The sequence below is a fragment of the Hylemonella sp. GW821-FHT10B10 genome, assembly GCF_059415585.1.
On the sequence record NZ_JBWKNN010000001.1, the window covers coordinates 421741 to 440715 of the forward strand.

Sequence of the window (18975 nt, forward strand, 5' to 3'; positions counted from 1 at the left end):
GAACAGATTCAGGCCGACGGAGGCAGCGAGGCCGGGTCCAGGCAGACCCGGTTGCGGCCCTGGCCCTTGGCTTCATAGAGGGCGGCGTCGGCGCGGCGCTGCAGGTCGTCTAGGTCGGGTTCGGTGCCCAGCACCGTGGCCACGCCGGCGCTGACGGTGATGCGACCGTAGGGCTCATGCGATTCCTGCGCGATGCCGCGCACCAGGGCTTCCGCGATGGCGCGCCCGCCCTGCAGGTCGGTGTCGGGCAGCAGGGCGATGAATTCTTCGCCGCCATGACGTGCCAGCACGTCCGATCCGCGCAGACGCTGGCGCAGGCTGCCGGCGAGTCGCTTGAGCACCAGATCCCCCACGTCATGGCCCAGCGTGTCGTTGATGCGCTTGAAGTGGTCCACGTCGAACATGAGCAGGCACATCGGTAGCCGGCTGCGCCGCGCGGCCGCCACCACCTGTCGCGCCTGGTCTTCGAAGCCGCGCCGGTTGAGCAGGCCGGTGAGCACATCGGTACGGGCCTGCTGGGCGAGCGCGTAGTTGGCCGCCTCGAGCTCGCTGGTGCGCAGCCGTATGGTGGCCTCCATGTCCTCGCGTACGCTGAGCAGCTTGCCCAGCATGGTGTGGAGCGAGGTGGACAGGACCCGCACCTCGGCGCTGCTGTCCAGCCGGGGGATGCTGTTTTCGGTCTGCTGGACGCGCACAGCCTGCACCGCGTCTGTCATGCAGCGCAGGTCGGCGCTGATGCGGCCGGAGGCGAACCAGGTCATGAGGCCCCCCAGCAGCGCGATACCCAGGCCCAAGCCCAGGGACTGGAGCTGGGCGGCGCGGGCATCGGCGTAGGCCACGTCTTCCGGCAGGCGGGCCACGACGTGCCAGCCCAGGTCGCTGGCGGCGTTGAGGGCCTGCAGCCGGGTCACCGTGGTGAGGTAGGCCTGGCCGTCCTGCCAGGCCACGACACGCGCTGCAAGGCCCTGGTCCCGACCCCGGGGGCCGTAGTTCTCGTCCGTGTTGTTGGGGGCGAAAGGCAGGCGCTGGCCCAGGGCGCGCAGCTTGGACGCCAGGCCGTTGGGTGCGTAGATCAGCTCACCCTGCCGGTCGAAGACGAAGAAGCTCAGCTGGAAGCTGGCCGATTGCGGCGGTTGCAGCACGTCGATGACCTGGCGCAGCCAGTCCCAGCGCGCATGCACACCAAGCACACCCAGCATGCGCTCGCCGCTGCGAATGGGGGCGGAAAAATCGAGGTAGCGCGGGGGCTCGCTGCTGGCCGGCGCAGGTACGCGACTGCTGATCGCGGGGATTTCACGGACGTTGCCTACGTAGAGTCCCTTGCTGCCTTCGCGGAACCAGGCCTCCCGGCTCATGTCCTGCCCCTGCAGCAGGCCGTCATTGGCCTTGCGTACGATGCCATGCGTGTCGGCCGCTCCCACCCACGCGAAATCCGGACGCATGGCCTGCAGGCGTCCCACCGTCAACTGGCTGCGCTCCGAGTTCAGGCCGTCGACCCACAGTGCGGAGGCGTCGGCGATGACCAGCACCTCGGTGCTGATCTGGTGCAGGTCGTTGGCGACGATGCGCGCCAGGTTGTCCGTCATGACAAACAGGGTCAGGCTGGCATCGGCTTCGATGCGCTTGCGGGTGCGCTCGCCCAGCAGCAGGGACAACAGGACGGCCGTGGTGACCAGCAGGACCGTGAACACGGCAGCGATCTGGGTCCGCAGACTGAGCGTGGCCATCGGGTTGCGCATGGTGGAACCATACTATGGAGCCTGTCTTCTGCCTAGACTAGCCGGGGCTGATCAGTGTGGCCTTCGCCTTCAGTATCCTGCCAAGGCCCTGGATATCAGGGATAATACGGGTCTGCCCAAATTTTGGGCACAAGAGCCGGTTCAGAGCGGGCTCGAACGCAGGCCGTCGCGTCGACGGCAATCTTTCCCGAGACCCGATGACTCCTGATTCCCCCGAAGCCGTACCCCAGCGTTATGCCGATCTGACCCTGGCCGAGCCCTTGCGGCGTGCCGTGGCCGACATGGGCTACGAGTTCATGACCCCGATCCAGGCCCAGGCCATTCCCGTGGTGCTGGAAGGCCGTGACGTCATGGGCGCCGCCCAGACCGGCACCGGCAAGACCGCCGCCTTCTCCCTGCCTCTGCTGCAGCGCCTGCTCAAGCACGAAAACAGCTCCACCTCCCCGGCCCGCCACCCCGTGCGTGCCCTGGTGCTGCTGCCCACGCGCGAATTGGCCGACCAGGTGGCCCAGCAGGTCAAGATGTACGCCAAGTACACCAATCTGCGCAGCACCGTCGTCTTCGGCGGCATGGACATGAAGCCCCAGACCCTGGAGCTCAAGAAGGGTGTCGAAGTGCTGGTGGCCACGCCGGGCCGCCTGCTGGACCACATCGAGGCCAAGAACGCCGTGCTCAACCAGGTCGAGTACGTGGTGCTGGACGAGGCTGACCGCATGCTGGACATCGGCTTCCTGCCGGACCTGCAGCGCATCCTGTCCTATCTGCCCAAACAGCGCACCACGCTGCTGTTCTCGGCCACCTTTTCGCCCGAAATCAAGCGCCTGGCCGGCAGCTACCTGCAGGATCCGGTGACCATCGAGGTCGCCCGTTCGAACGCCACGGCCTCCACCGTGGAACAGCATTTCTACAGCGTGGGCGAGGACGACAAGCGCCACGCTCTGCACCAGATCCTGCGCCAGCGCGGCATGAAGCAGGCCTTTGTGTTCGTGAACAGCAAGCTGGGCTGCGCCCGCCTGGCTCGCTCGCTGGAGCGCGAAGGGCTCAAGACCACCGCCCTGCACGGCGACAAGAGCCAGGACGAGCGCCTCAAGGCGCTGGAGTCCTTCAAAAAGGGTGAGGTCGACCTGCTGGTGTGCACCGATGTGGCCGCGCGCGGCCTGGACATCAAGGACGTGCCGGCGGTGTTCAACTTCGACGTGCCCTTCAACGCCGAAGACTATGTGCACCGCATCGGCCGCACCGGTCGTGCCGGCGCTTCGGGCCTGGCGGTGAGTTTTGTCTCACCCAAGGACGCCCGGCTGGTGGCCGACATCGAAAAGCTGATCAAGACCAAGATCGAGCTGGAACCCGTCGAATACGACGAAGACAAACCCGACATCCGTCGCCAGGGCCGCTTCAACGAAGGCCGCCGTCTGTACGAGCAGGGCGAGGAGCGCAGTGAACCGCGCGGCGAGCGCCGTTCCGCTCCTCGTGAAGCAAACCGCCGTCCGGCTGCGCCCCCGCAGGATCCCTTCTTCAACAAGCCCTACGAAAGCACGGAGGCTGCGGCCGAGCCGGCGCCGTGGGAGGCCGTCGCCAAGCCGGCCGGCCGCGTGGTGTCGGCCAATATCCGGCCCAAGCGCAAGGTGGCTGCCCTGTTCAACCGGGCCGAAGAAACGAAGTCCGAAGAGGCTTCGAGCTAATTGCCCCTCAGGCCGGGCGCTTGCGCGGCCTCGCAAGGCAATTGGATCAGTTCGTGCGCGCGGGCCGGGCCCAGGCGCAGGGCGCTCAGGGCACCACCCCAGACGCAGCCCGTGTCCATGGCCAGCACATCGGGCCGGTCCAGCCAGCCCAGCCTGGACCAGTGGCCGAAGGCCACGGTGACGCCTGCCGTTTGCCGCCCCGGTACTTCGAACCAGGGCATGTAACCCGGCGGTGCACCTGCGGCGCCTTCTGTGGTGGCGAACTCCATCTCCCCGTCCGCCGTGCAGAAGCGCAGGCGCGTCAGCGCATTGACGATCACGCGCAGTCGCGCGTCGCCCTGCAGGCTGTCGTCCCAGCGCGCCGGTTCGTTGCCGTACATGCGACGCAGGAAATCTGGCAGGTCAGGGCCGCGCAGCACGGTTTCGAGTTCGCCGGCAAGCGCTATTGTTTTGATAGCATTCCACGACGGCAAAACGCCGGCATGCACCATCAGGATATTTTCGCCCTGGTAGGTTTCCAGCAGTGCCAGGTGTTGGCGCCGCAGCCAGTCCAGCAGCGCGGGGCGGTCCGTTGCCTGCAGCACGTCGGTGATCGTATCGTTGCGGTGCGGGGGCCGTACGCCGTGGGCGATGGCCAGCAGGTGCAGGTCGTGGTTGCCCAGCAGGCAACGGGCCGACGCACCGTAGCCCATGAGCCGGCGCAGCACACCGACCGAATCCGGCCCGCGGTTGACCAGGTCACCCAGCAGGTAGAGGGTGTCGCGGCTGGGCGAGAAGGCGATGGTGTCGAGCAGGCGCTGCAGTGCGGCGTCGCAGCCCTGCACGTCGCCGATCAGGTAATGGGCCATGGGGTGTTTTCAAGGAGTTACAAGAATTCTCGCATTCCGTGTGCCTGCCCTGTGCAGGGTCACGCGACTGCATTAGACTGACCTGTGCTTGCACGCCGTTGTGGCGGTGGCTCTGACCCGAGGATGACGATGAAACGTATCGCGTTTTGGCAGAAGGACTGGCTGGTGGGCCTGTCGGTGGCCGTGGTGCTGTTCCTGGCCTCCGGTAGCGACCTGATGGAGAGCCTGGAGCGCAAGGCCTACGATCTGGGCGTGCGGGCCACGTCACGCGCGCCCAGCGACAAGATCGCCATCATTGCCATCGACGACGAAAGCGTTGCCAACCTGGGGCGCCTGCCCTGGCCGCGCGAGATCCATGCGCGTCTGATCGACAAGCTGGCCGAAGGCCAGGCCAAAGTGGTGGGCCACACCGTGCTGTTCTTCGAGCCGCAGGTGGATGCGGGGCTGGATTACATCCGCCAGGTCCGGGCCTGGCTGGACGAATCGGGCATACGCCGCAGCGGCAAGCCCGCCGAGCTGGAGAAGCTCGAGGCCCTGCTCAATGAGGCGGCACAGAATCTGGACAACGACCGCAAGCTGGCCGACAGCCTGGCCCGGGCGCGCAATGTGGCGCTGTCCCTGTACTTCGAGTCCGGCGAACCCCAGGGCAAGCCCGACAAGCCGCTGCCGGAGTACGTGCAACGTAACCGCCTGGGTGGCGTACAGGCGGACACACCCGGACTGCAGCCCGACCTGTCGCGGGGGGTGTTCATGCCCATTCCGGCGTTGGGCAGCCAGGCACGTGCCCTGGGCCACCTGAATTTCTCGCGCGACATGGATGGCGCGGTGCGCAGCGAGTCGCTGGCCATGGACTACCACGGCGAGCTTTACCCCTCCCTCTCGCTCATGCTGGCCGCGCGCAGCCTGAACCTGGACACGGGCGACATCCGTGTGGTGCCCGGTGAGGGGGTGGAGCTGGGCAAGCTGCGCATCCGTACGGACAGTTCGCTGCGCATGCTGGCCTATTTCTACCCGGACAGCCAGGGTCGGCCGGCTTTTCCGGTCGATTCCTTCTACGACGTGCTCAGCGGCAAGATCCCGGCCACCAAGTACCGCGACAAGATTGTGCTGATCGGGACGACGGCCGAGGGGGCGGGCACCTTGCAGGTCACCCCCGTGTCGTCCAAGATGCAGTCGGTCGTGACGCTGGCGAACATGGTGTCCAGCATCCTGCAGGGCCACTTTTTCGTCTCGCCCTTCTGGACCGGCTTGGCGCAGCTGGGCATCTTTCTCCTGGTGGCGCTTTATCTGATGCTGGTGCTGCCGCGCCTGCGTGCGGCCACGGGCGCCCTGGTCACTGCGGGCCTTTTCGTCGTGCTGGTCGGTGCGCACTTCCTGCTCATGAGCAGCCAGTCCCTGTGGCTGCCGCTGATGCTGCCCATGACCTTGCTGCTGCTGGGCCACCTGCTGCTGACGACCAAGCGTTTCCTCGTGACCGAGGAGCGCAAGGACAAGTCCGAGGCCGAATCGGCCGAGAGCAACCGCATGCTGGGCCTGGCCTTCCAGGGCCAGGGTGCGCTGGACATGGCCTTCGAAAAATTCCGCAAGGCGCCCATGGACGAGGGCCTGATGGAGCTCATGTACAACCTGGCGCTGGATTTCGAGCGCAAGCGCCAGTTCAACAAGGCCGAGTCGGTGTTCCGCTACATGGCCGATTACGACCGCAAGTTCCGCGACCTCGAGGCGCGTCTGGCGCAGAACAAGGCCATGTCCGAAACCGTGATCCTGGGAGGTACGGCGCGCGGCAACGACAGCACCCTGGTGTTGGATCGCCCCGGCGTGGCCAAGCCCATGCTGGGGCGCTACGAGGTGGAGAAGGAGCTGGGCAAGGGCGCCATGGGCGTGGTCTACCTGGGCAAGGACCCGAAGATCGGTCGCCTGGTGGCGATCAAGACCCTGGCCCTGGCCCAGGAGTTCGACGCGGACGTGCTGCAGGACGTCAAGAAGCGTTTCTTCAGCGAGGCGGAGTCCGCCGGGCGCCTCAGCCACCCGAACATCGTCACCATGTACGACGCCGGTGAGGAACACGACCTGGCCTACATTGCCATGGAGTACCTCAAGGGCAAGGACCTGGTGGGCTACATCAAGCCCGGGGCCCTGCTGCCCCTGCCGGTGGTCATGGGCATTGTGGCGCGCGTGGCCGACGCGCTGGACTACGCGCACAAGCAGAACGTGGTGCACCGGGACATCAAACCCGGCAACATCATGTACGACCCTGAGACGGACACGGTCAAGGTGGCCGATTTCGGCATCGCGCGCATCACCGATTCGAGCAAGACCCGCACCGGCATGGTCATGGGCACGCCCTCCTATATGTCGCCCGAGCAGCTGGCCGGGCACAAGGTGAGCGGGGCCTCCGATCTCTTCTCGCTGGGCGTCACGCTGTACCAACTGGCCAGCGGTCACCTGCCCTTTGACGGTGATTCGATGGCGCAGCTGATGTACCGCATCGCCAACGAGGCGCCGGTGGATATCCTCACGGTGCGCCCCGATCTGCCGCCCTGCCTGGTGGCCATCCTGGGCAAAACCCTCGCCAAGACGCCCGAGGGGCGCTACGCCAGCGGGGCTGCGCTGGCCGAGGCGCTGCGGCAATGTGCGGCGGGGCTGCCCAAACAAACCTGGGAGGCGACGGTACCGGTGACCCCGGGCGCGGGGCCGGCCTGGTCGGAAACGGTGCCGGGGGCGCCCGATCTGGACCTCGGGGAGGATAAAGTCCAGTGATCTCCACTTCGTGACGGGATCCATGGACTTCCTGCTGATCGCCCTGCTGATCTTTCTCAACGGCCTGTTCGCCATGTCGGAGCTGGCGCTGGCCGCCAGCCGCAAGGCGCGCCTGCTGGCCATGGCCGAAGCCGGCGATGGCGGCGCCCAGAAAGCCCTGGAACTGCTGGACAACCCCAACCAGTTCCTCTCCACCGTGCAGGTGGGCATCACCTCCATCGGCGTGCTCAATGGCATCGTCGGTGAAGCCGCATTCAGCATCGACCTGGCCGTCTGGCTGGAGGAGTTGGGGATGACCGAGCGCGCCTCCGGCATCACGGCCACGGCGCTGGTGGTGGCCATCATCACCTTTCTCACCATCATCTTCGGCGAGCTGGTGCCCAAGCGCATTGGCCAACTCTATCCCGAGATGGTCGCGCGCTGGATGTCGCGCCCCATGCACTGGCTGGCGATCGCCGCCAAGCCCTTTGTCAAGCTGCTGGCGGCCTGCACCCAGGGCGTGCTCACGCTGCTGCGCATTCCTACCGACGTCACGCGCAGCATGACCGAGGAGGAGATCCGCCACAGCCTGGAGGAGGGTGTGGATGCCGGGGTGATCGAGCAGCAGGAACACCAGATGGTGCGCAATGTCTTTCGCCTCGACGACCGGCCGCTGACGTCGCTGATGGTGCCGCGCGCCGACATCGACTGGCTGGACGCCGGCCTGAGTGTGGCGCAGTGCCTGCAGCACGTGGGCGCGGCGGGCCAGACCGGCGCCCATTCCTGGTACCCGGTGTGCCGCGGCTCGCTCGAGGACGTGGTGGGTGTGGTCAGCGTGGGCCAGCTGCTGGCCTTGAGGCTGACGACGGAGGGGGCCATCGAGCCCCATGCCCTGCCGGCGGTTTTTGTGCCCGAGACACTCTCGGGCATGGAACTGCTGGAGCAGTTCCGTGCGCGCTCGGGTCGCATGGTCTTTGTGGTCGACGAGTACGGCGTGGTGCAGGGCCTGCTCACGCCGGGTGACCTGCTGGAGGCGATCACGGGCGAGTTGCAGCCGGTGGCACAGATCGATGCCTGGGCCACCGAACGGGACGATGGCAGCTGGTTGCTCGACGGCATGATCCCGGTGGACGAGCTCAAGAGCCGTCTGGACATCCGCGAGCTGCCGGACGAGGAGCGCGGGCGCTACAACACCGTGGCCGGGCTCTTGCTGGCCGTCAGTGGCCACCTGCCCAAGGTGGGGGAGCGCATCGTGTGCGTCGGTTGGGAGTTCGAGGTGGTGGACCTGGACGGCTGGCGCATCGACAAGGTGCTGGCCCGTGCCCTGCCACCGGCACTGGCTGGTTTATGAGCCGGTGCTCACTGCCAGCTGACGATGCGGTTGCGCCCGGCGCGTTTGGCTGAGTAGAGCGCTTCGTCGGCCTGCTTGATCAGCGCCTGCGCATCGTCGGTCTCGTTCAACTGGGTGACGCCGATGGACAGCATGGCCGTGCACCAGGTTTCATTGAAGGGGTGTTTGATCTGGCCGAAGTCATGGCGGATGCGGTCCAGCACCTCCACGGCGCGCACGGCATCCGCCGCGGGCAGCACCACCAGGAATTCCTCGCCGCCGTAGCGGCCGATGATGTCGCTCTTGCGCAAGCGCTGGCGCAGAAACCAGGCCAGGCTGCGGATCACCTGGTCGCCCATGGGGTGGCCGTAGCTGTCGTTGATCTTCTTGAAATGGTCGATGTCGACCATCGCCACTGCCAGGGGCTGCTGTTCGGCCCGGGCCTGGCGCATGGCGGCGGCCAGCCGCTCCTTGGAGGTGTTGTGGTTGAGCAAGCCAGTCAGGCTGTCGTGCAGCATGGCGCGGCGCAGGGCGCGATAGCGCTCGATCTTGCTCTGCACGATGGCATTGAGCACCACCGGGTTGTAGGGCTTGGTGAGGAAGTGATCCCCCCCGAGCCGCAAGGCCTCGACCTGCAAAGGCACGTTGGTGTCCCCGGACAGGTAGACGATGGGGATGGAGAGGAACTCCGGGTGCTGGCGTATCACCCGGGCCGCCTCGACACCGGTGCACCCCGGCATGAACATGTCCATGAGGATCAGGTCGGGCTGGAACTGCGCTAGGCATTCCAGCACTTCATGCGGCTTGGTGATGGCGTGGGTCTCGATGTCGCACATGGCCAGAGTGCGCTGGATGGACTTGCTGGCCGTGATGGAATCCTCCACGATCAGCGCCCGGTAGGGGGCCTCCTGCGTGCCGCTGCACAGTTCGATGAGCTTGGCCATGATGAGCGGCTGGGCCGTACCTGCCGGAAAACAGAAATCGCTGCCTGCCGACAGTGTGGTGCGCAGGCTGTCGAAATCGCCCGAGATCTCGTGGACCAGCAGGGTGCTGGCGGCAAACCGCCCCCGCAGCAGCTGGACTTGCTCGACCGTCTGCCGGCTGTTCAGGCCACTGGCGCTGAGCAGGACGATGGCCGGTTCGTCGCCCTGGCCAGGCAGGTTGCGCATCTGGTGGAATTCGGCGTCGATATTGAAGTAGCCCAGCTGCAGCACGAGCTCCTGCCAGGCCGCACCGCTGCTGCCGACCAGCCAGACGCGATGGCGCGGCATGACGTCCAGCACGGACACGTCGACATTGCGGGCGCGACGCTCCATCACCGGATGGCGCTGACCGTCGATGAAGTCTGTCACTCGCGTCCCCAGATCCTGCACGCGCTGGTCCAGTTCAGCCAGGACCGCCGGTGCGACGGGTGCCTCGGCACCGCCATCGAGCAGGGCGAGTGCCTGCTGCTCCAGGCCACGCGAGATCTGGTTCAGCCCCGAGAGCCCCTTGCCGTGCAGGAATTCGGTGAAGCTGGAGAGCGAGACGGCAAATTCAAGCAGGGGATCGGTGCCCGGCGCGGCCAGAAAAGTCTGCCATTTGGCAGCCAAGGCTGCGCTGCGCTTTTGCAATTCCTCTGCCGAACACGTCATGATGAACCGTACTCAGTGCACGCGCTGCGGCTGATGTGCCCGGGCCTGAGTGCAGCGTGCAGCTGTGCAGGGCATGGAGTTTTGCGGCATAGGCCAAAGTATAGGCGCGGGTGCTATGCCCTGCCGGTCAGGCGGTAGATCCAAAGGCCCAGCACTTCGTGCAGGGCGACGTGCCACTTGGAGGCTCCTGCGGCCAGTGAGAAATGGTGCCAAGGCGTGGCCAGGCCGCTGCGGTAATCGGCGGGCCAGGGTGTCACGTTCCAGCCGGCTTTCTCGAAGGTGGCCATGGAACGCGGCATGTGCCAGGCCGAGGTCAGCAGCAACCAGGGCCGGGTCTTGTCCACACCGGGCAGTGCGGCGCTGAGCAAGGCGTTCTCGTAGGTGGTGCGCGAGGCCGACTCGAAGATCAGCCGCTGCGGGTCCACGCCCATGCTGGCGTAGAAGCGGCGGGCACGCTCGGCTTCGGTCCATGCACCGGCCACCAGTTCGCCTTCACCGCCCGTGAACAGAAGCTTGAGTTGCGGCGCGCGCTGCAGCAGGGGCAGGGCGGCTGTCATGCGTTCGGCCGCTTCATTGAGCGCAGGTTGCTCGTGGCCCTGCCACACATAGGACGACTCGGTGGCGCCGCCCAGCACGATCACACCGGCGTAGCGCTGCAGGTCGATCTGCGCCGGCGCTGGATGTTGCGCTTCCAGGCGGCGCAGCAGCGCCTCGGGCAGCGGCTCCCAGCCCTGCAGCAGCAGCAGGGCCAGGGCACTCCAGAGCAGGGCCGTGCCCGAGCGGCGCCAGCGTCCTTGCAGGAGCAGACCCAGCGTGAGCAGGACGACGACCCAGGCCAGGGGCTGGGTGATGAATTGCAGGAGTTTGGCGAGGACGAACATGGGCAGATTGTCGCCGGGGCGCGTGTACACTCGGCGCCGTGATACACCGGGGATTTCGCAGCCTCCCCGTTTCAGACGCCTGCGTCCAAGGACTGCTCTGATCTTGGGTGTCTCGCACCCCGAAGAGGAGTTTTCATGGGCGATCACCGCGTCAGCGATACCGCGCAGCCGGAATCTGCTCCCGCTTCCATCTCTTTCCGCCAAGCCTTGGGTTTCTGGTTCAAGCTGGGCTTCATCAGCTTTGGCGGGCCGGCCGGGCAGATCGCCATCATGCACGAGGAGCTGGTCGAGCGACGGCGCTGGATCTCGGAGCGTCGGTTCCTGCACGCCCTGAACTACTGCATGGTTCTGCCCGGCCCCGAAGCCCAGCAGCTGGCCACCTACATCGGCTGGCTCATGCACCGCACCTGGGGCGGCATCGTGGCCGGTGTGCTGTTCGTGCTGCCCTCGCTCTTCATCCTCATCGCCCTGTCCTGGCTTTACATCGCCTACGGTGAAACACCGTTGATCTCTGGCCTGTTCTACGGCATCAAGCCGGCGGTCACGGCCATCGTCGTGCAAGCGGCCTGGCGCATCGGCTCGCGCGCCCTCAAGAACAGCGCTTTGTGGGCCATCGCGGCGGCGTCCTTTGTGGCCATCTTTGCCTTGAATGTGCCTTTCCCCCTCATCGTGGGCGCTGCCGCCCTGGTGGGTTACCTGGGTGGGCGCATGGCGCCGGCGCGTTTCGCCACGGGCGGCGGTCATGGCGGCCAGCGGAAGTCCTATGGCGCTGCGCTGATCGATGACCACACACCTACGCCCGCGCATGCCCGGTTCAGCGTGTCGCATCTGGTGCGCGTGTTGCTGGCCGGTGCCCTGCTGTGGACCCTGCCCATGGCCCTGCTGATCGCAGGCTACGGCTGGGCGCACGACTATACGCAGATGGGCTGGTTCTTTACCAAGGCAGCGCTGCTGACCTTCGGTGGGGCCTATGCCGTGCTGCCCTATGTCTACCAGGGTGCAGTGGGCCATTACGGCTGGCTCTCGCCAGAGCAGATGATCGACGGGCTGGCCCTGGGCGAGACCACCCCCGGGCCGCTGATCATGGTGGTGGCTTTTGTCGGTTTTGTCGGCGCCTACGGCCGTGCCCTGCTGGGCCCCGACGCGCTCTTTCTGGCCGGTGCCCTGGCCGCCACGCTGGTGACCTGGTTCACTTTCCTGCCGTCTTTCCTCTTCATCCTGGCCGGCGGGCCGCTGGTGGAGTCTACGCACAATGACCTCAAGTTCACGGCGCCGCTGACGGCCATCACGGCGGCCGTGGTGGGGGTGATCCTGAACCTCGCGCTCTTCTTCGGCTACCACGTGCTGTGGCCGCAGGGCTGGGGCGGGCGCTTCGACTTGGCTTCGGCGCTGATCGCCTTGGCCGCGGCGGTGGCCCTCTTGCGTTACAAGCGCAATGTCATGCATGTCATCGGTGTCTGTGCTCTGCTGGGTCTGGCGCTCAAAAGCGCAGGGCTGTGAGTCGGCACCCGTTCGACGCCAGACGGGCTTGCCTGTCACGCGCGGTCTGAGGGATGATGCGAGCGAGGCGCCCGCAGGAGAGCGCCAGGAGTTCATCATGCGGACAAGAGCTGCGCTGATCTTGTGGCTGGCCCTGGGGGGCATCGCCTGGGATGTCCAGGCGCAGGGCAGGGTGAGCGAGCAGCTCATCACGTCGGCCCATTACCCCGGCGGCGAGACCGTGCCCTATCTGCTCACGGGCCAGGACGCGGTCGTTCCCAGATACGTGGTGATCCTGATGCCGGGCGGCTCAGGGCGGCTGGAGCCGGAGATGCGCGACGGCAAGGTGGTCTTCAAGGCCCAGGGCAATTTCCTGATCCGCTCCAGGGCGCTGTTCACGGATGTCGACATGGTCGCCATCGCTACCGACAGCACCGGTAGCCCCGAACGCATGGGTGCCATCACGGACGACGTCGCCATACGCTTCCCGGGCGCCAGGGTCTATGTGATCGGTACCAGCCGCAGTACCCAGTCCACCATGCAGCTGGCCGAGCGCATGGACGGCAAGGTGGCCGGCTTTGTCCACACCTCGTCAATGAACGGTATCGCCCGCTTTGACACCCGATCCCTGAAGAGCCGGCAACTGATCGTTCACCACAAGAACGACGCCTGTTCTGTCACGGGCTATGGCACGGCCCTCTACAACCATGAGCAGTTCGGAACCGCCTTCATCAGCATGGAGGGAGGCGTTTCGCAAGGCGACGCCTGCGAAGCTTTTGCCTACCACGGCTATCGCGGCATCGAAAAGGAAACCGTCGCCAAGATCAAAGCCTGGATCAGGCAAGACTGATCTGCCCCGGTCCAAGCAGGGCCCCTGCGCCCTGCCGCGCAAGCGCGCCCTTCCCACGACACCCGATCTTCCCCTGCCAGCGTTGAACGGCAGCTTTTGTGCGGCGCAATAAATCCTTTCTATCGATAGCATTGTTAAAGCAAAGTTAAAAAGTAATAGTCAAGACCTATAATTCATCCGTCGACTTCATCAGGTCGGTCAGTTTTCATTAATCCCCTTTATCAATCCAACAGGAGTTAATACATGTCCTTGATCAACACCCAAGTCCAGCCCTTCAAGGCCGAAGCTTTCCACAATGGCCGTTTCGTCCAGGTAAGCAATGAGACGCTCAAGGGCGAGTGGTCCGTGCTGATCTTCATGCCGGCTGCTTTCACCTTCAATTGCCCGACCGAAGTGGAAGACGCTGCCGACAACTACGCCGAGTTCCAGAAGGCCGGTGCCGAGGTCTACATCGTTACCACCGACACCCATTTCGCCCACAAGGTGTGGCACGAGACATCCCCCGCCGTGGGCAAGGCCAAGTTCCCCCTGGTTGGTGACCCGACCCACCAGCTGACCCGCGCTTTCGGCGTGCACATTGAAGAAGAAGGCCTGGCCCTGCGCGGCACCTTCATCATCAACCCCGAAGGCCAGATCAAGACCGCCGAAGTGCATGACAACGCCATCGCCCGCGACGTCAAGGAAACCCTGCGCAAGCTCAAGGCCGCCCAGTACGTGGCCAAGAACCCCGGCCAGGTCTGCCCCGCCAAGTGGAACGAAGGCGCCAAGACCCTGACCCCCTCGCTGGACCTGGTCGGCAAGATCTAAATCCCCACCAGTACCGCAGCCCGATGGGCCGCGGTCCCTCCCGGGATCGCAGCCCATCCATCGGCGGCACTGACCGCAGCAACATCCCCAGGAGTACCCATGCTCGACGACACCATGAAACAACAGTTGCAGGCCTATCTGGGCAAGCTGCAGCGCCCCATCCGCCTGATCGCCTCGCTGGACGATGGCGCCAGTTCGGCTGAACTGCGCGCGCTCCTGCAGGACATCGCCGGCCTGTCGGACCAGGTGAGCTACGACGAGAGCGGCAGCGATGCGCGCAAGCCTTCCTTCGTGATCGCTCGTGAAGGTGAGACCTCAGGCGTGCGTTTCGCCGGTATTCCGCTGGGCCACGAGTTCACCTCCCTCGTGCTGGCCCTGCTGTGGACCGGCGGCCATCCGCCCAAGGTGGAGGCCGAGGTGATCGAGCAGATCAAGGCACTGGACGGCGACTACAGCTTCGAGGTCTACATGTCCCTGAGCTGCCACAACTGCCCGGACGTGGTGCAGGCCACCAGCCTCATGGCCATTCTGAACCCGCGCATCAAGACCACGGTCATCGAAGGCGGCCTCTTCCAGGCCGAGGTCGACGCGCGCCAGATCATGGCGGTGCCCATGACCTACCTGAACGGCCAGGTCTTTGCCTCCGGCCGCATGACGGTGGAAGAGATCGTGGCCAAGCTCGACGTCAAGTCCGAAGAGCGCGAAGCGGCCAAGCTGTCGGCCAAGGACCCTTATGACGTGCTCATCGTCGGCGGCGGCCCGGCCGGTGCGGCCGCGGCCGTGTACGCCGCGCGCAAGGGCATACGCGTGGGCGTGGCGGCCGAGCGTTTCGGCGGCCAGGTCAACGACACCATGGCCATCGAGAACTACATCTCGGTGCTGGAGACCGACGGGCCGAAGTTTGCCGCGGCGCTGGAAGCCCAGGTGCGCCACTACGAGGTGGACATCATGAACCTGCAGCGCGCCGACAAGCTGGTGCCAGCGGGCGAACCCGGCGGCCTGACCGAGGTGCACATGGCCAATGGCGGCGTGCTCAAGGCCAAGAGTGTCATCCTGTCCACCGGCGCGCGCTGGCGCAATGTCAACGTGCCTGGCGAGCAGGAGTACAAGAACAAGGGCGTGGCCTACTGTCCGCACTGCGACGGCCCGCTTTTCAAGGGCAAACGGGTAGCCGTGATCGGTGGCGGCAACTCGGGTGTGGAAGCAGCAATCGATCTGGCTGGCATCGTGCAACACGTGACACTGATCGAGTTTGCCGATCAGCTCAAGGCCGACGCCGTGCTCGTGAGCAAGCTCAAGAGCCTGCCCAACGTGAGCATCCACCTGAGCGCCCAGACCACCGAGATCACGGGCGATGGCAGCAAGGTCAACGGCCTGCGCTACAAGGACCGTGTGAGCGGCGCCGAACAGCTCGTGGCGCTGGAAGGTGTGTTCGTGCAGATCGGCCTGGTGCCCAACACCGAATGGCTCAAGGGCACACTGGAGCTCAGCCGCTACGGCGAGATCGTGGTGGATGCCAAGGGGCATACCAATGTGGCGGGCGTCTTCGCCGCCGGCGACTGCACGACCGTGCCCTACAAGCAGATCGTGATTGCCGCGGGTGATGGCGCCAAGGCCGCGTTGAGCGCGTTCGATCATCTGATCCGCACGCCGGTGGCCGAGGCCGTGGCCGCCTGATTTCCGGGCCACGTTGCCAGAAAGGGACAGCGCCGCCAGGCCTGTCCCTTTTTTCATGGACGCCAGCCCAGGTGCTGGCGGCTGCTCTTATGATGGCCTGCCAACAAAAGTGGAGGGCAGTTCATGTCTATCGGTTCCGCGATCTTCTGGGGTCTGGTGGCGGTTATCGCCGTGTACGTTGTCATGCTCTACAACGGCCTGGTGCAGCTCAAGCACAACGTGGCCAAGGCCTGGGCCAATATCGACGTGGCCCTCAAGCAGCGCCATGACGAACTGCCCAAGCTGGTCGAGGTCTGCAAGCAATACAAGCAGTTCGAACAGGCCACCTTGCAGTCCGTGATCGAGGCGCGCAGCCGCGTGCAGACGGCGCGCGAAGCGCACGATGTGCCTGCGCTCAGCCGGGCCGAAGGAGCGTTGCGCACGGGTCTGGGTCAGATCTACGCCGTGGCCGAGGCCTATCCCGAGCTCAAGGCCAACGAGCAGTTCATGCAGCTGCAGCAGCGCATCAGCTCGCTGGAGAGCCTCATCTCCGACCGGCGCGAGCTCTACAACGAGACCGTCAACCTGAACAACGTGCGCGTCGACTCCTTCCCCGACGCGCTGATCGCGCGTATCTTCCGCTTCCAGCACCAGCCCCTGCTCGAATTCGCCGACCACGAAAAGGCCGACGTGGACGTGCGCCAGCTGTTCAACAGCTGATTCCGCGCTTCGCAGGCTCTGCCATGGTCGTGTCGACGTCCTTCGGCATGTTCGGGTCCTCGCTGCACGCCGGGGCCGCGGCGCTGCAGTTTTTCCTGCTGGCACTGGCTTTCCAGGTCGGGCGGCGTGAAGTCTGGCTGATGTGCCTGGTTGGCATCGCTCTGCTGGCCTTTCTGTCCTGGGCCACAGCCTTGCGGCGCCGCCGCGCCATGGCCAGCATGCCTACCTCGCGCATCGCCAGCGCCGCCCAGGGTTATGTGGAATTGCAGGGCCGTGGCATGCCGCTGGACATGAACCCCTTGCTTTCACCCTTGAGCGGCATGACCTGTCTCTGGTACAGCTACCAGGTCGAGGAGAAAAACAGCGACGACAAATGGGAGGTGCTGGAACGGGCCAAGAGCGACACCAGCTTCGTGCTGGACGACGGCAGCGGCCGCTGCCTGGTGGATCCCGAGGGGGCCGAGATCCTGACGCGGCATTGCAGGCGCTGGAACGACGGCAACCGCCGCTATATGGAGTGGACCCTGCTGCAGCAGGACCGCATCTATGTGCTGGGCAATTTCCTGACCCGGCATCCTGATCATGGCCTGGATGCCTGTGCCGATGTGCGGGATCAGCTGGCCGAATGGAAGCGGGACCAGGCCGGCTTGCTGCGCCGCTTTGATCTGAATCACGACGGCCAGCTCGATGAGCGCGAGTGGGCGCTCGCCCGACGCCTGGCTCAGCGCAGCATCGAGAAAAAACACCGGGAACTGCGCCAGCAACCCGAGCTGCACCTGGTGCAGGATGCACCCTCTCAGTTGTTCCTGATCAGCAACCACGAGCCGGACAAGCTGCTGCGCCGTTTCCTGTGGGTGGCGGGCGGGCAGCTGGTGGTGTTTCTCACCGCCCTGGGCTTTCTGGGTGCGTGGTGGCGCCAGGGCCCGGGCGGCTAGTCCCGGGCGTGTGCCAGTTCGCGGCGCAAGGTGCGTTGCTGATCCTGGCGCTGTGCTTTGCGCGATGGATGGTGTGAGCCGGCCTTGCGCTGCAGGGCCGGCGCCACCAGCGGGTTGCGCGGCTTGTGCTGTTTGAGTTTGAGTTTGGTTTTGCGGGCGGAATTCATGGTCAACCCCGGTCAGGGCCAGACACATTATCCGCCCCTCCCGCCTCTACAATGGGCCACCGCCGCTGGCATCCGCGCCTGTCGGTTCGATTACCGGTACCCATACACCATGCAAGTTTCCACCTCGATCTTCAAGGCCTATGACATCCGCGGCATCGTGCCGTCCACCCTCGACGAAAGTGTGGCCGAAGCGCTGGGACGCGCTTTTGGCAGCGCCGCGCGCCAGGCCGGCGAGAAGAGCGTCGCCGTGGGGCGCGACGGGCGCCTCAGCGGCCCGGCCCTGAGTGCCGCGCTGATCCGCGGCCTGGTGGCCACCGGCATCGAGGTCATCGACGTGGGCATGGTCACCACGCCCATGCTCTACTTCGCAGCCAGCACCGTGTGCAGCAGCGGCATCCAGGTCACCGGCAGTCACAACCCGGCCGACTACAACGGCTTCAAGATGGTGCTGGCCGGTCGTGCCATCTATGGTGAGGAAATCCAGGGCCTGCGCCGCACGATGGAAGCGGAGTCCTGGACCTTGCAGCCCGGTGGCACCGTGCGCAACCTCAATGTCTATGCGCCCTACCGCGACCGCATCGTGGGCGACATCAAGCTCGCGCGTCCCATGAAGATCGTGGTCGACTCGGGCAACGGTGTGGCCGGTGCTTCGGCCCCGGCCATCCTGCGTGCCATCGGTTGCGAGGTGACCGAACTGCACAGCGCCGTGGACGGCACTTTCCCGAACCACCATCCGGATCCGAGCAAACCCGAGAACCTGCGCGATGTGATTGCCGCGCTCAAGAGCGGCGATGCCGAACTGGGCCTGGCTTTCGACGGTGATGGCGACCGCCTGGGCATCGTGACCAAAGAAGGCACCAACATCTTCCCCGACCGCCAGATGATGCTGTTTGCGCGGGACGTTCTCTCTCGCGTGCCCGGTGGCACCATCGTCTTCGATGTCAAGTGCTCGCAGCGCCTGGCGCCGGCCATCACCGGCGCGGGCGGCCAGCCCCTGATGTTCAAGACCGGCCATTCGCTGATCAAGGCCAAGATGAAGGAAATCGATTCACCGCTGGGCGGCGAGATGAGCGGGCACATCTTCTTCAAGGAGCGCTGGTTCGGCTTCGACGACGGTACCTACGCGGCTTGCCGCCTGCTCGAGATCCTGAGTCGTTCGCCGGACGCCAGCGCCGTGCTCAACGCCCTGCCCACCAGCCACTCCACGCCCGAGCTCAATGTGAAGTGCGCCGAGGGCGAACCGCACCGGCTGGTGGCCGAGCTGGTGCAGAAGGCATCGTTTGCTGCACCGGCCCAGGTCAACACCATCGACGGCGTGCGCGTGGACTGGCCCGATGGTTTCGGTCTGATCCGCGCCTCCAACACCACGCCGGTGCTGGTGCTGCGTTTCGAGGGGCATACCTCCGCAGCGCTGCAGCGCATCGAAGGTGAGATGCTGACTCTGCTGCGCAGCGTCAAGCCCGATGCTTCCTTTGCCGAAGCTGCACATTGAGCGGACCAAGGTCAAA

General features: G+C 65.6%; 15 protein-coding genes. 10 read left to right on the forward strand and 5 right to left on the reverse strand.

Going from position 1 to position 18975, the window contains the following annotated elements; translation table 11 throughout:
• Positions 1-8 precede the first annotated feature (8 nt).
• Entirely contained in the window at positions 9-1739 is a 1731-nt protein-coding gene (locus tag AC07NT_RS02055) for a GGDEF domain-containing protein (RefSeq protein WP_498598094.1), read from the reverse strand.
• 197 nt (positions 1740-1936) lie between these two features.
• Here AC07NT_RS02055 and AC07NT_RS02060 point away from each other — a divergent pair, with 197 nt between their 5' ends.
• A complete protein-coding gene (locus AC07NT_RS02060; RefSeq protein ID WP_498598093.1) occupies positions 1937-3421 on the forward strand; it encodes a DEAD/DEAH box helicase in 1485 nt (494 codons plus the stop codon).
• On the opposite strand, the gene AC07NT_RS02065 is transcribed toward AC07NT_RS02060, so the two are convergent.
• On the reverse strand, positions 3418-4269 hold the full coding sequence (locus AC07NT_RS02065) for a symmetrical bis(5'-nucleosyl)-tetraphosphatase (protein ID WP_498598092.1): 852 nt from the start codon (positions 4267-4269) through the stop codon (positions 3418-3420). The genes AC07NT_RS02060 and AC07NT_RS02065 overlap by 4 nt on opposite strands.
• A gap of 129 nt (positions 4270-4398) precedes the next feature.
• Between AC07NT_RS02065 and AC07NT_RS02070 the strand changes: the two genes are divergently transcribed.
• Complete coding sequence (locus tag AC07NT_RS02070; RefSeq protein ID WP_498598091.1) at positions 4399-7029, forward strand: CHASE2 domain-containing serine/threonine-protein kinase; 2631 nt, start codon at positions 4399-4401, stop codon at positions 7027-7029.
• Between the two features lie 22 nt (positions 7030-7051).
• Positions 7052-8359 (forward strand): hemolysin family protein, encoded by a 1308-nt coding sequence (locus tag AC07NT_RS02075; RefSeq protein WP_498598090.1) that lies wholly within the window; start codon positions 7052-7054, stop codon positions 8357-8359.
• 8 nt (positions 8360-8367) lie between these two features.
• Here the strand turns inward: AC07NT_RS02075 and AC07NT_RS02080 are convergent, their stop codons facing one another.
• Together AC07NT_RS02080 and AC07NT_RS02085 are read right to left on the reverse strand one after the other, a co-directional pair.
• Positions 8368-9972 carry a GGDEF domain-containing protein gene (locus AC07NT_RS02080; RefSeq protein WP_498598089.1) on the reverse strand — a complete coding sequence of 535 codons (1605 nt, stop codon included), beginning with the start codon at positions 9970-9972 and terminating at the stop codon, positions 8368-8370.
• A 113-nt stretch (positions 9973-10085) separates the two neighbouring features.
• Positions 10086-10853 (reverse strand): YdcF family protein, encoded by a 768-nt coding sequence (locus AC07NT_RS02085; protein WP_498598088.1) that lies wholly within the window; start codon positions 10851-10853, stop codon positions 10086-10088.
• Positions 10854-10988: 135 nt separating this feature from the next.
• Here AC07NT_RS02085 and chrA point away from each other — a divergent pair, with 135 nt between their 5' ends.
• From chrA to AC07NT_RS02115, 6 genes are all read left to right on the forward strand, one after another.
• Positions 10989-12353 (forward strand): chromate efflux transporter, encoded by a 1365-nt coding sequence (gene chrA, locus AC07NT_RS02090; RefSeq protein ID WP_498598087.1) that lies wholly within the window; start codon positions 10989-10991, stop codon positions 12351-12353.
• Between the two features lie 97 nt (positions 12354-12450).
• Positions 12451-13182 carry a hypothetical protein gene (locus AC07NT_RS02095; RefSeq protein WP_498598086.1) on the forward strand — a complete coding sequence of 244 codons (732 nt, stop codon included), beginning with the start codon at positions 12451-12453 and terminating at the stop codon, positions 13180-13182.
• 243 nt (positions 13183-13425) lie between these two features.
• The gene (gene ahpC / locus AC07NT_RS02100) at positions 13426-13989 is read left to right on the forward strand and encodes an alkyl hydroperoxide reductase subunit C (RefSeq protein ID WP_174251226.1); all 564 of its coding nucleotides are present in this window, start codon (positions 13426-13428) and stop codon (positions 13987-13989) included.
• A 99-nt stretch (positions 13990-14088) separates the two neighbouring features.
• Positions 14089-15666 (forward strand): alkyl hydroperoxide reductase subunit F, encoded by a 1578-nt coding sequence (gene ahpF / locus AC07NT_RS02105; protein WP_498598085.1) that lies wholly within the window; start codon positions 14089-14091, stop codon positions 15664-15666.
• A 123-nt stretch (positions 15667-15789) separates the two neighbouring features.
• Positions 15790-16365, forward strand: coding sequence for a LemA family protein (locus tag AC07NT_RS02110; RefSeq protein ID WP_498598084.1), 576 nt, complete (start codon positions 15790-15792; stop codon positions 16363-16365).
• A gap of 23 nt (positions 16366-16388) precedes the next feature.
• Positions 16389-17300 carry a hypothetical protein gene (locus AC07NT_RS02115; RefSeq protein WP_498598083.1) on the forward strand — a complete coding sequence of 304 codons (912 nt, stop codon included), beginning with the start codon at positions 16389-16391 and terminating at the stop codon, positions 17298-17300.
• Here the strand turns inward: AC07NT_RS02115 and AC07NT_RS02120 are convergent.
• Positions 17297-17467, reverse strand: a complete 171-nt coding sequence (locus AC07NT_RS02120) for a hypothetical protein (protein WP_498598082.1) — start codon at positions 17465-17467, stop codon at positions 17297-17299. The genes AC07NT_RS02115 and AC07NT_RS02120 overlap by 4 nt on opposite strands.
• A 109-nt stretch (positions 17468-17576) precedes the next feature.
• On the opposite strand from AC07NT_RS02120, the gene AC07NT_RS02125 reads away from it, so the two are divergent.
• Entirely contained in the window at positions 17577-18959 is a 1383-nt protein-coding gene (locus AC07NT_RS02125; RefSeq protein WP_498598081.1) for a phosphomannomutase/phosphoglucomutase, read from the forward strand.
• Positions 18960-18975 lie beyond the last annotated feature (16 nt).

What these genes read in the sequence shown, in the direction of transcription:
- AC07NT_RS02085 (WP_498598088.1), bottom strand. Translation starts at nt 10,853, where the DNA reads ATGTTCGTCCTCGCCAAACTCCTGCAATTCATCACCCAGCCCCTGGCC.
- AC07NT_RS02110 (WP_498598084.1), top strand. Translation starts at nt 15,790, where the DNA reads ATGTCTATCGGTTCCGCGATCTTCTGGGGTCTGGTGGCGGTTATCGCC.
- AC07NT_RS02070 (WP_498598091.1), top strand. Translation starts at nt 4,399, where the DNA reads ATGAAACGTATCGCGTTTTGGCAGAAGGACTGGCTGGTGGGCCTGTCG.
- AC07NT_RS02080 (WP_498598089.1), bottom strand. Translation starts at nt 9,972, where the DNA reads ATGACGTGTTCGGCAGAGGAATTGCAAAAGCGCAGCGCAGCCTTGGCT.
- AC07NT_RS02125 (WP_498598081.1), top strand. Translation starts at nt 17,577, where the DNA reads ATGCAAGTTTCCACCTCGATCTTCAAGGCCTATGACATCCGCGGCATC.
- AC07NT_RS02060 (WP_498598093.1), top strand. Translation starts at nt 1,937, where the DNA reads ATGACTCCTGATTCCCCCGAAGCCGTACCCCAGCGTTATGCCGATCTG.
- AC07NT_RS02115 (WP_498598083.1), top strand. Translation starts at nt 16,389, where the DNA reads ATGGTCGTGTCGACGTCCTTCGGCATGTTCGGGTCCTCGCTGCACGCC.
- AC07NT_RS02065 (WP_498598092.1), bottom strand. Translation starts at nt 4,269, where the DNA reads ATGGCCCATTACCTGATCGGCGACGTGCAGGGCTGCGACGCCGCACTG.
- AC07NT_RS02120 (WP_498598082.1), bottom strand. Translation starts at nt 17,467, where the DNA reads ATGAATTCCGCCCGCAAAACCAAACTCAAACTCAAACAGCACAAGCCG.
- chrA (WP_498598087.1), top strand. Translation starts at nt 10,989, where the DNA reads ATGGGCGATCACCGCGTCAGCGATACCGCGCAGCCGGAATCTGCTCCC.
- ahpF (WP_498598085.1), top strand. Translation starts at nt 14,089, where the DNA reads ATGCTCGACGACACCATGAAACAACAGTTGCAGGCCTATCTGGGCAAG.
- AC07NT_RS02095 (WP_498598086.1), top strand. Translation starts at nt 12,451, where the DNA reads ATGCGGACAAGAGCTGCGCTGATCTTGTGGCTGGCCCTGGGGGGCATC.
- AC07NT_RS02075 (WP_498598090.1), top strand. Translation starts at nt 7,052, where the DNA reads ATGGACTTCCTGCTGATCGCCCTGCTGATCTTTCTCAACGGCCTGTTC.
- ahpC (WP_174251226.1), top strand. Translation starts at nt 13,426, where the DNA reads ATGTCCTTGATCAACACCCAAGTCCAGCCCTTCAAGGCCGAAGCTTTC.
- AC07NT_RS02055 (WP_498598094.1), bottom strand. Translation starts at nt 1,739, where the DNA reads ATGCGCAACCCGATGGCCACGCTCAGTCTGCGGACCCAGATCGCTGCC.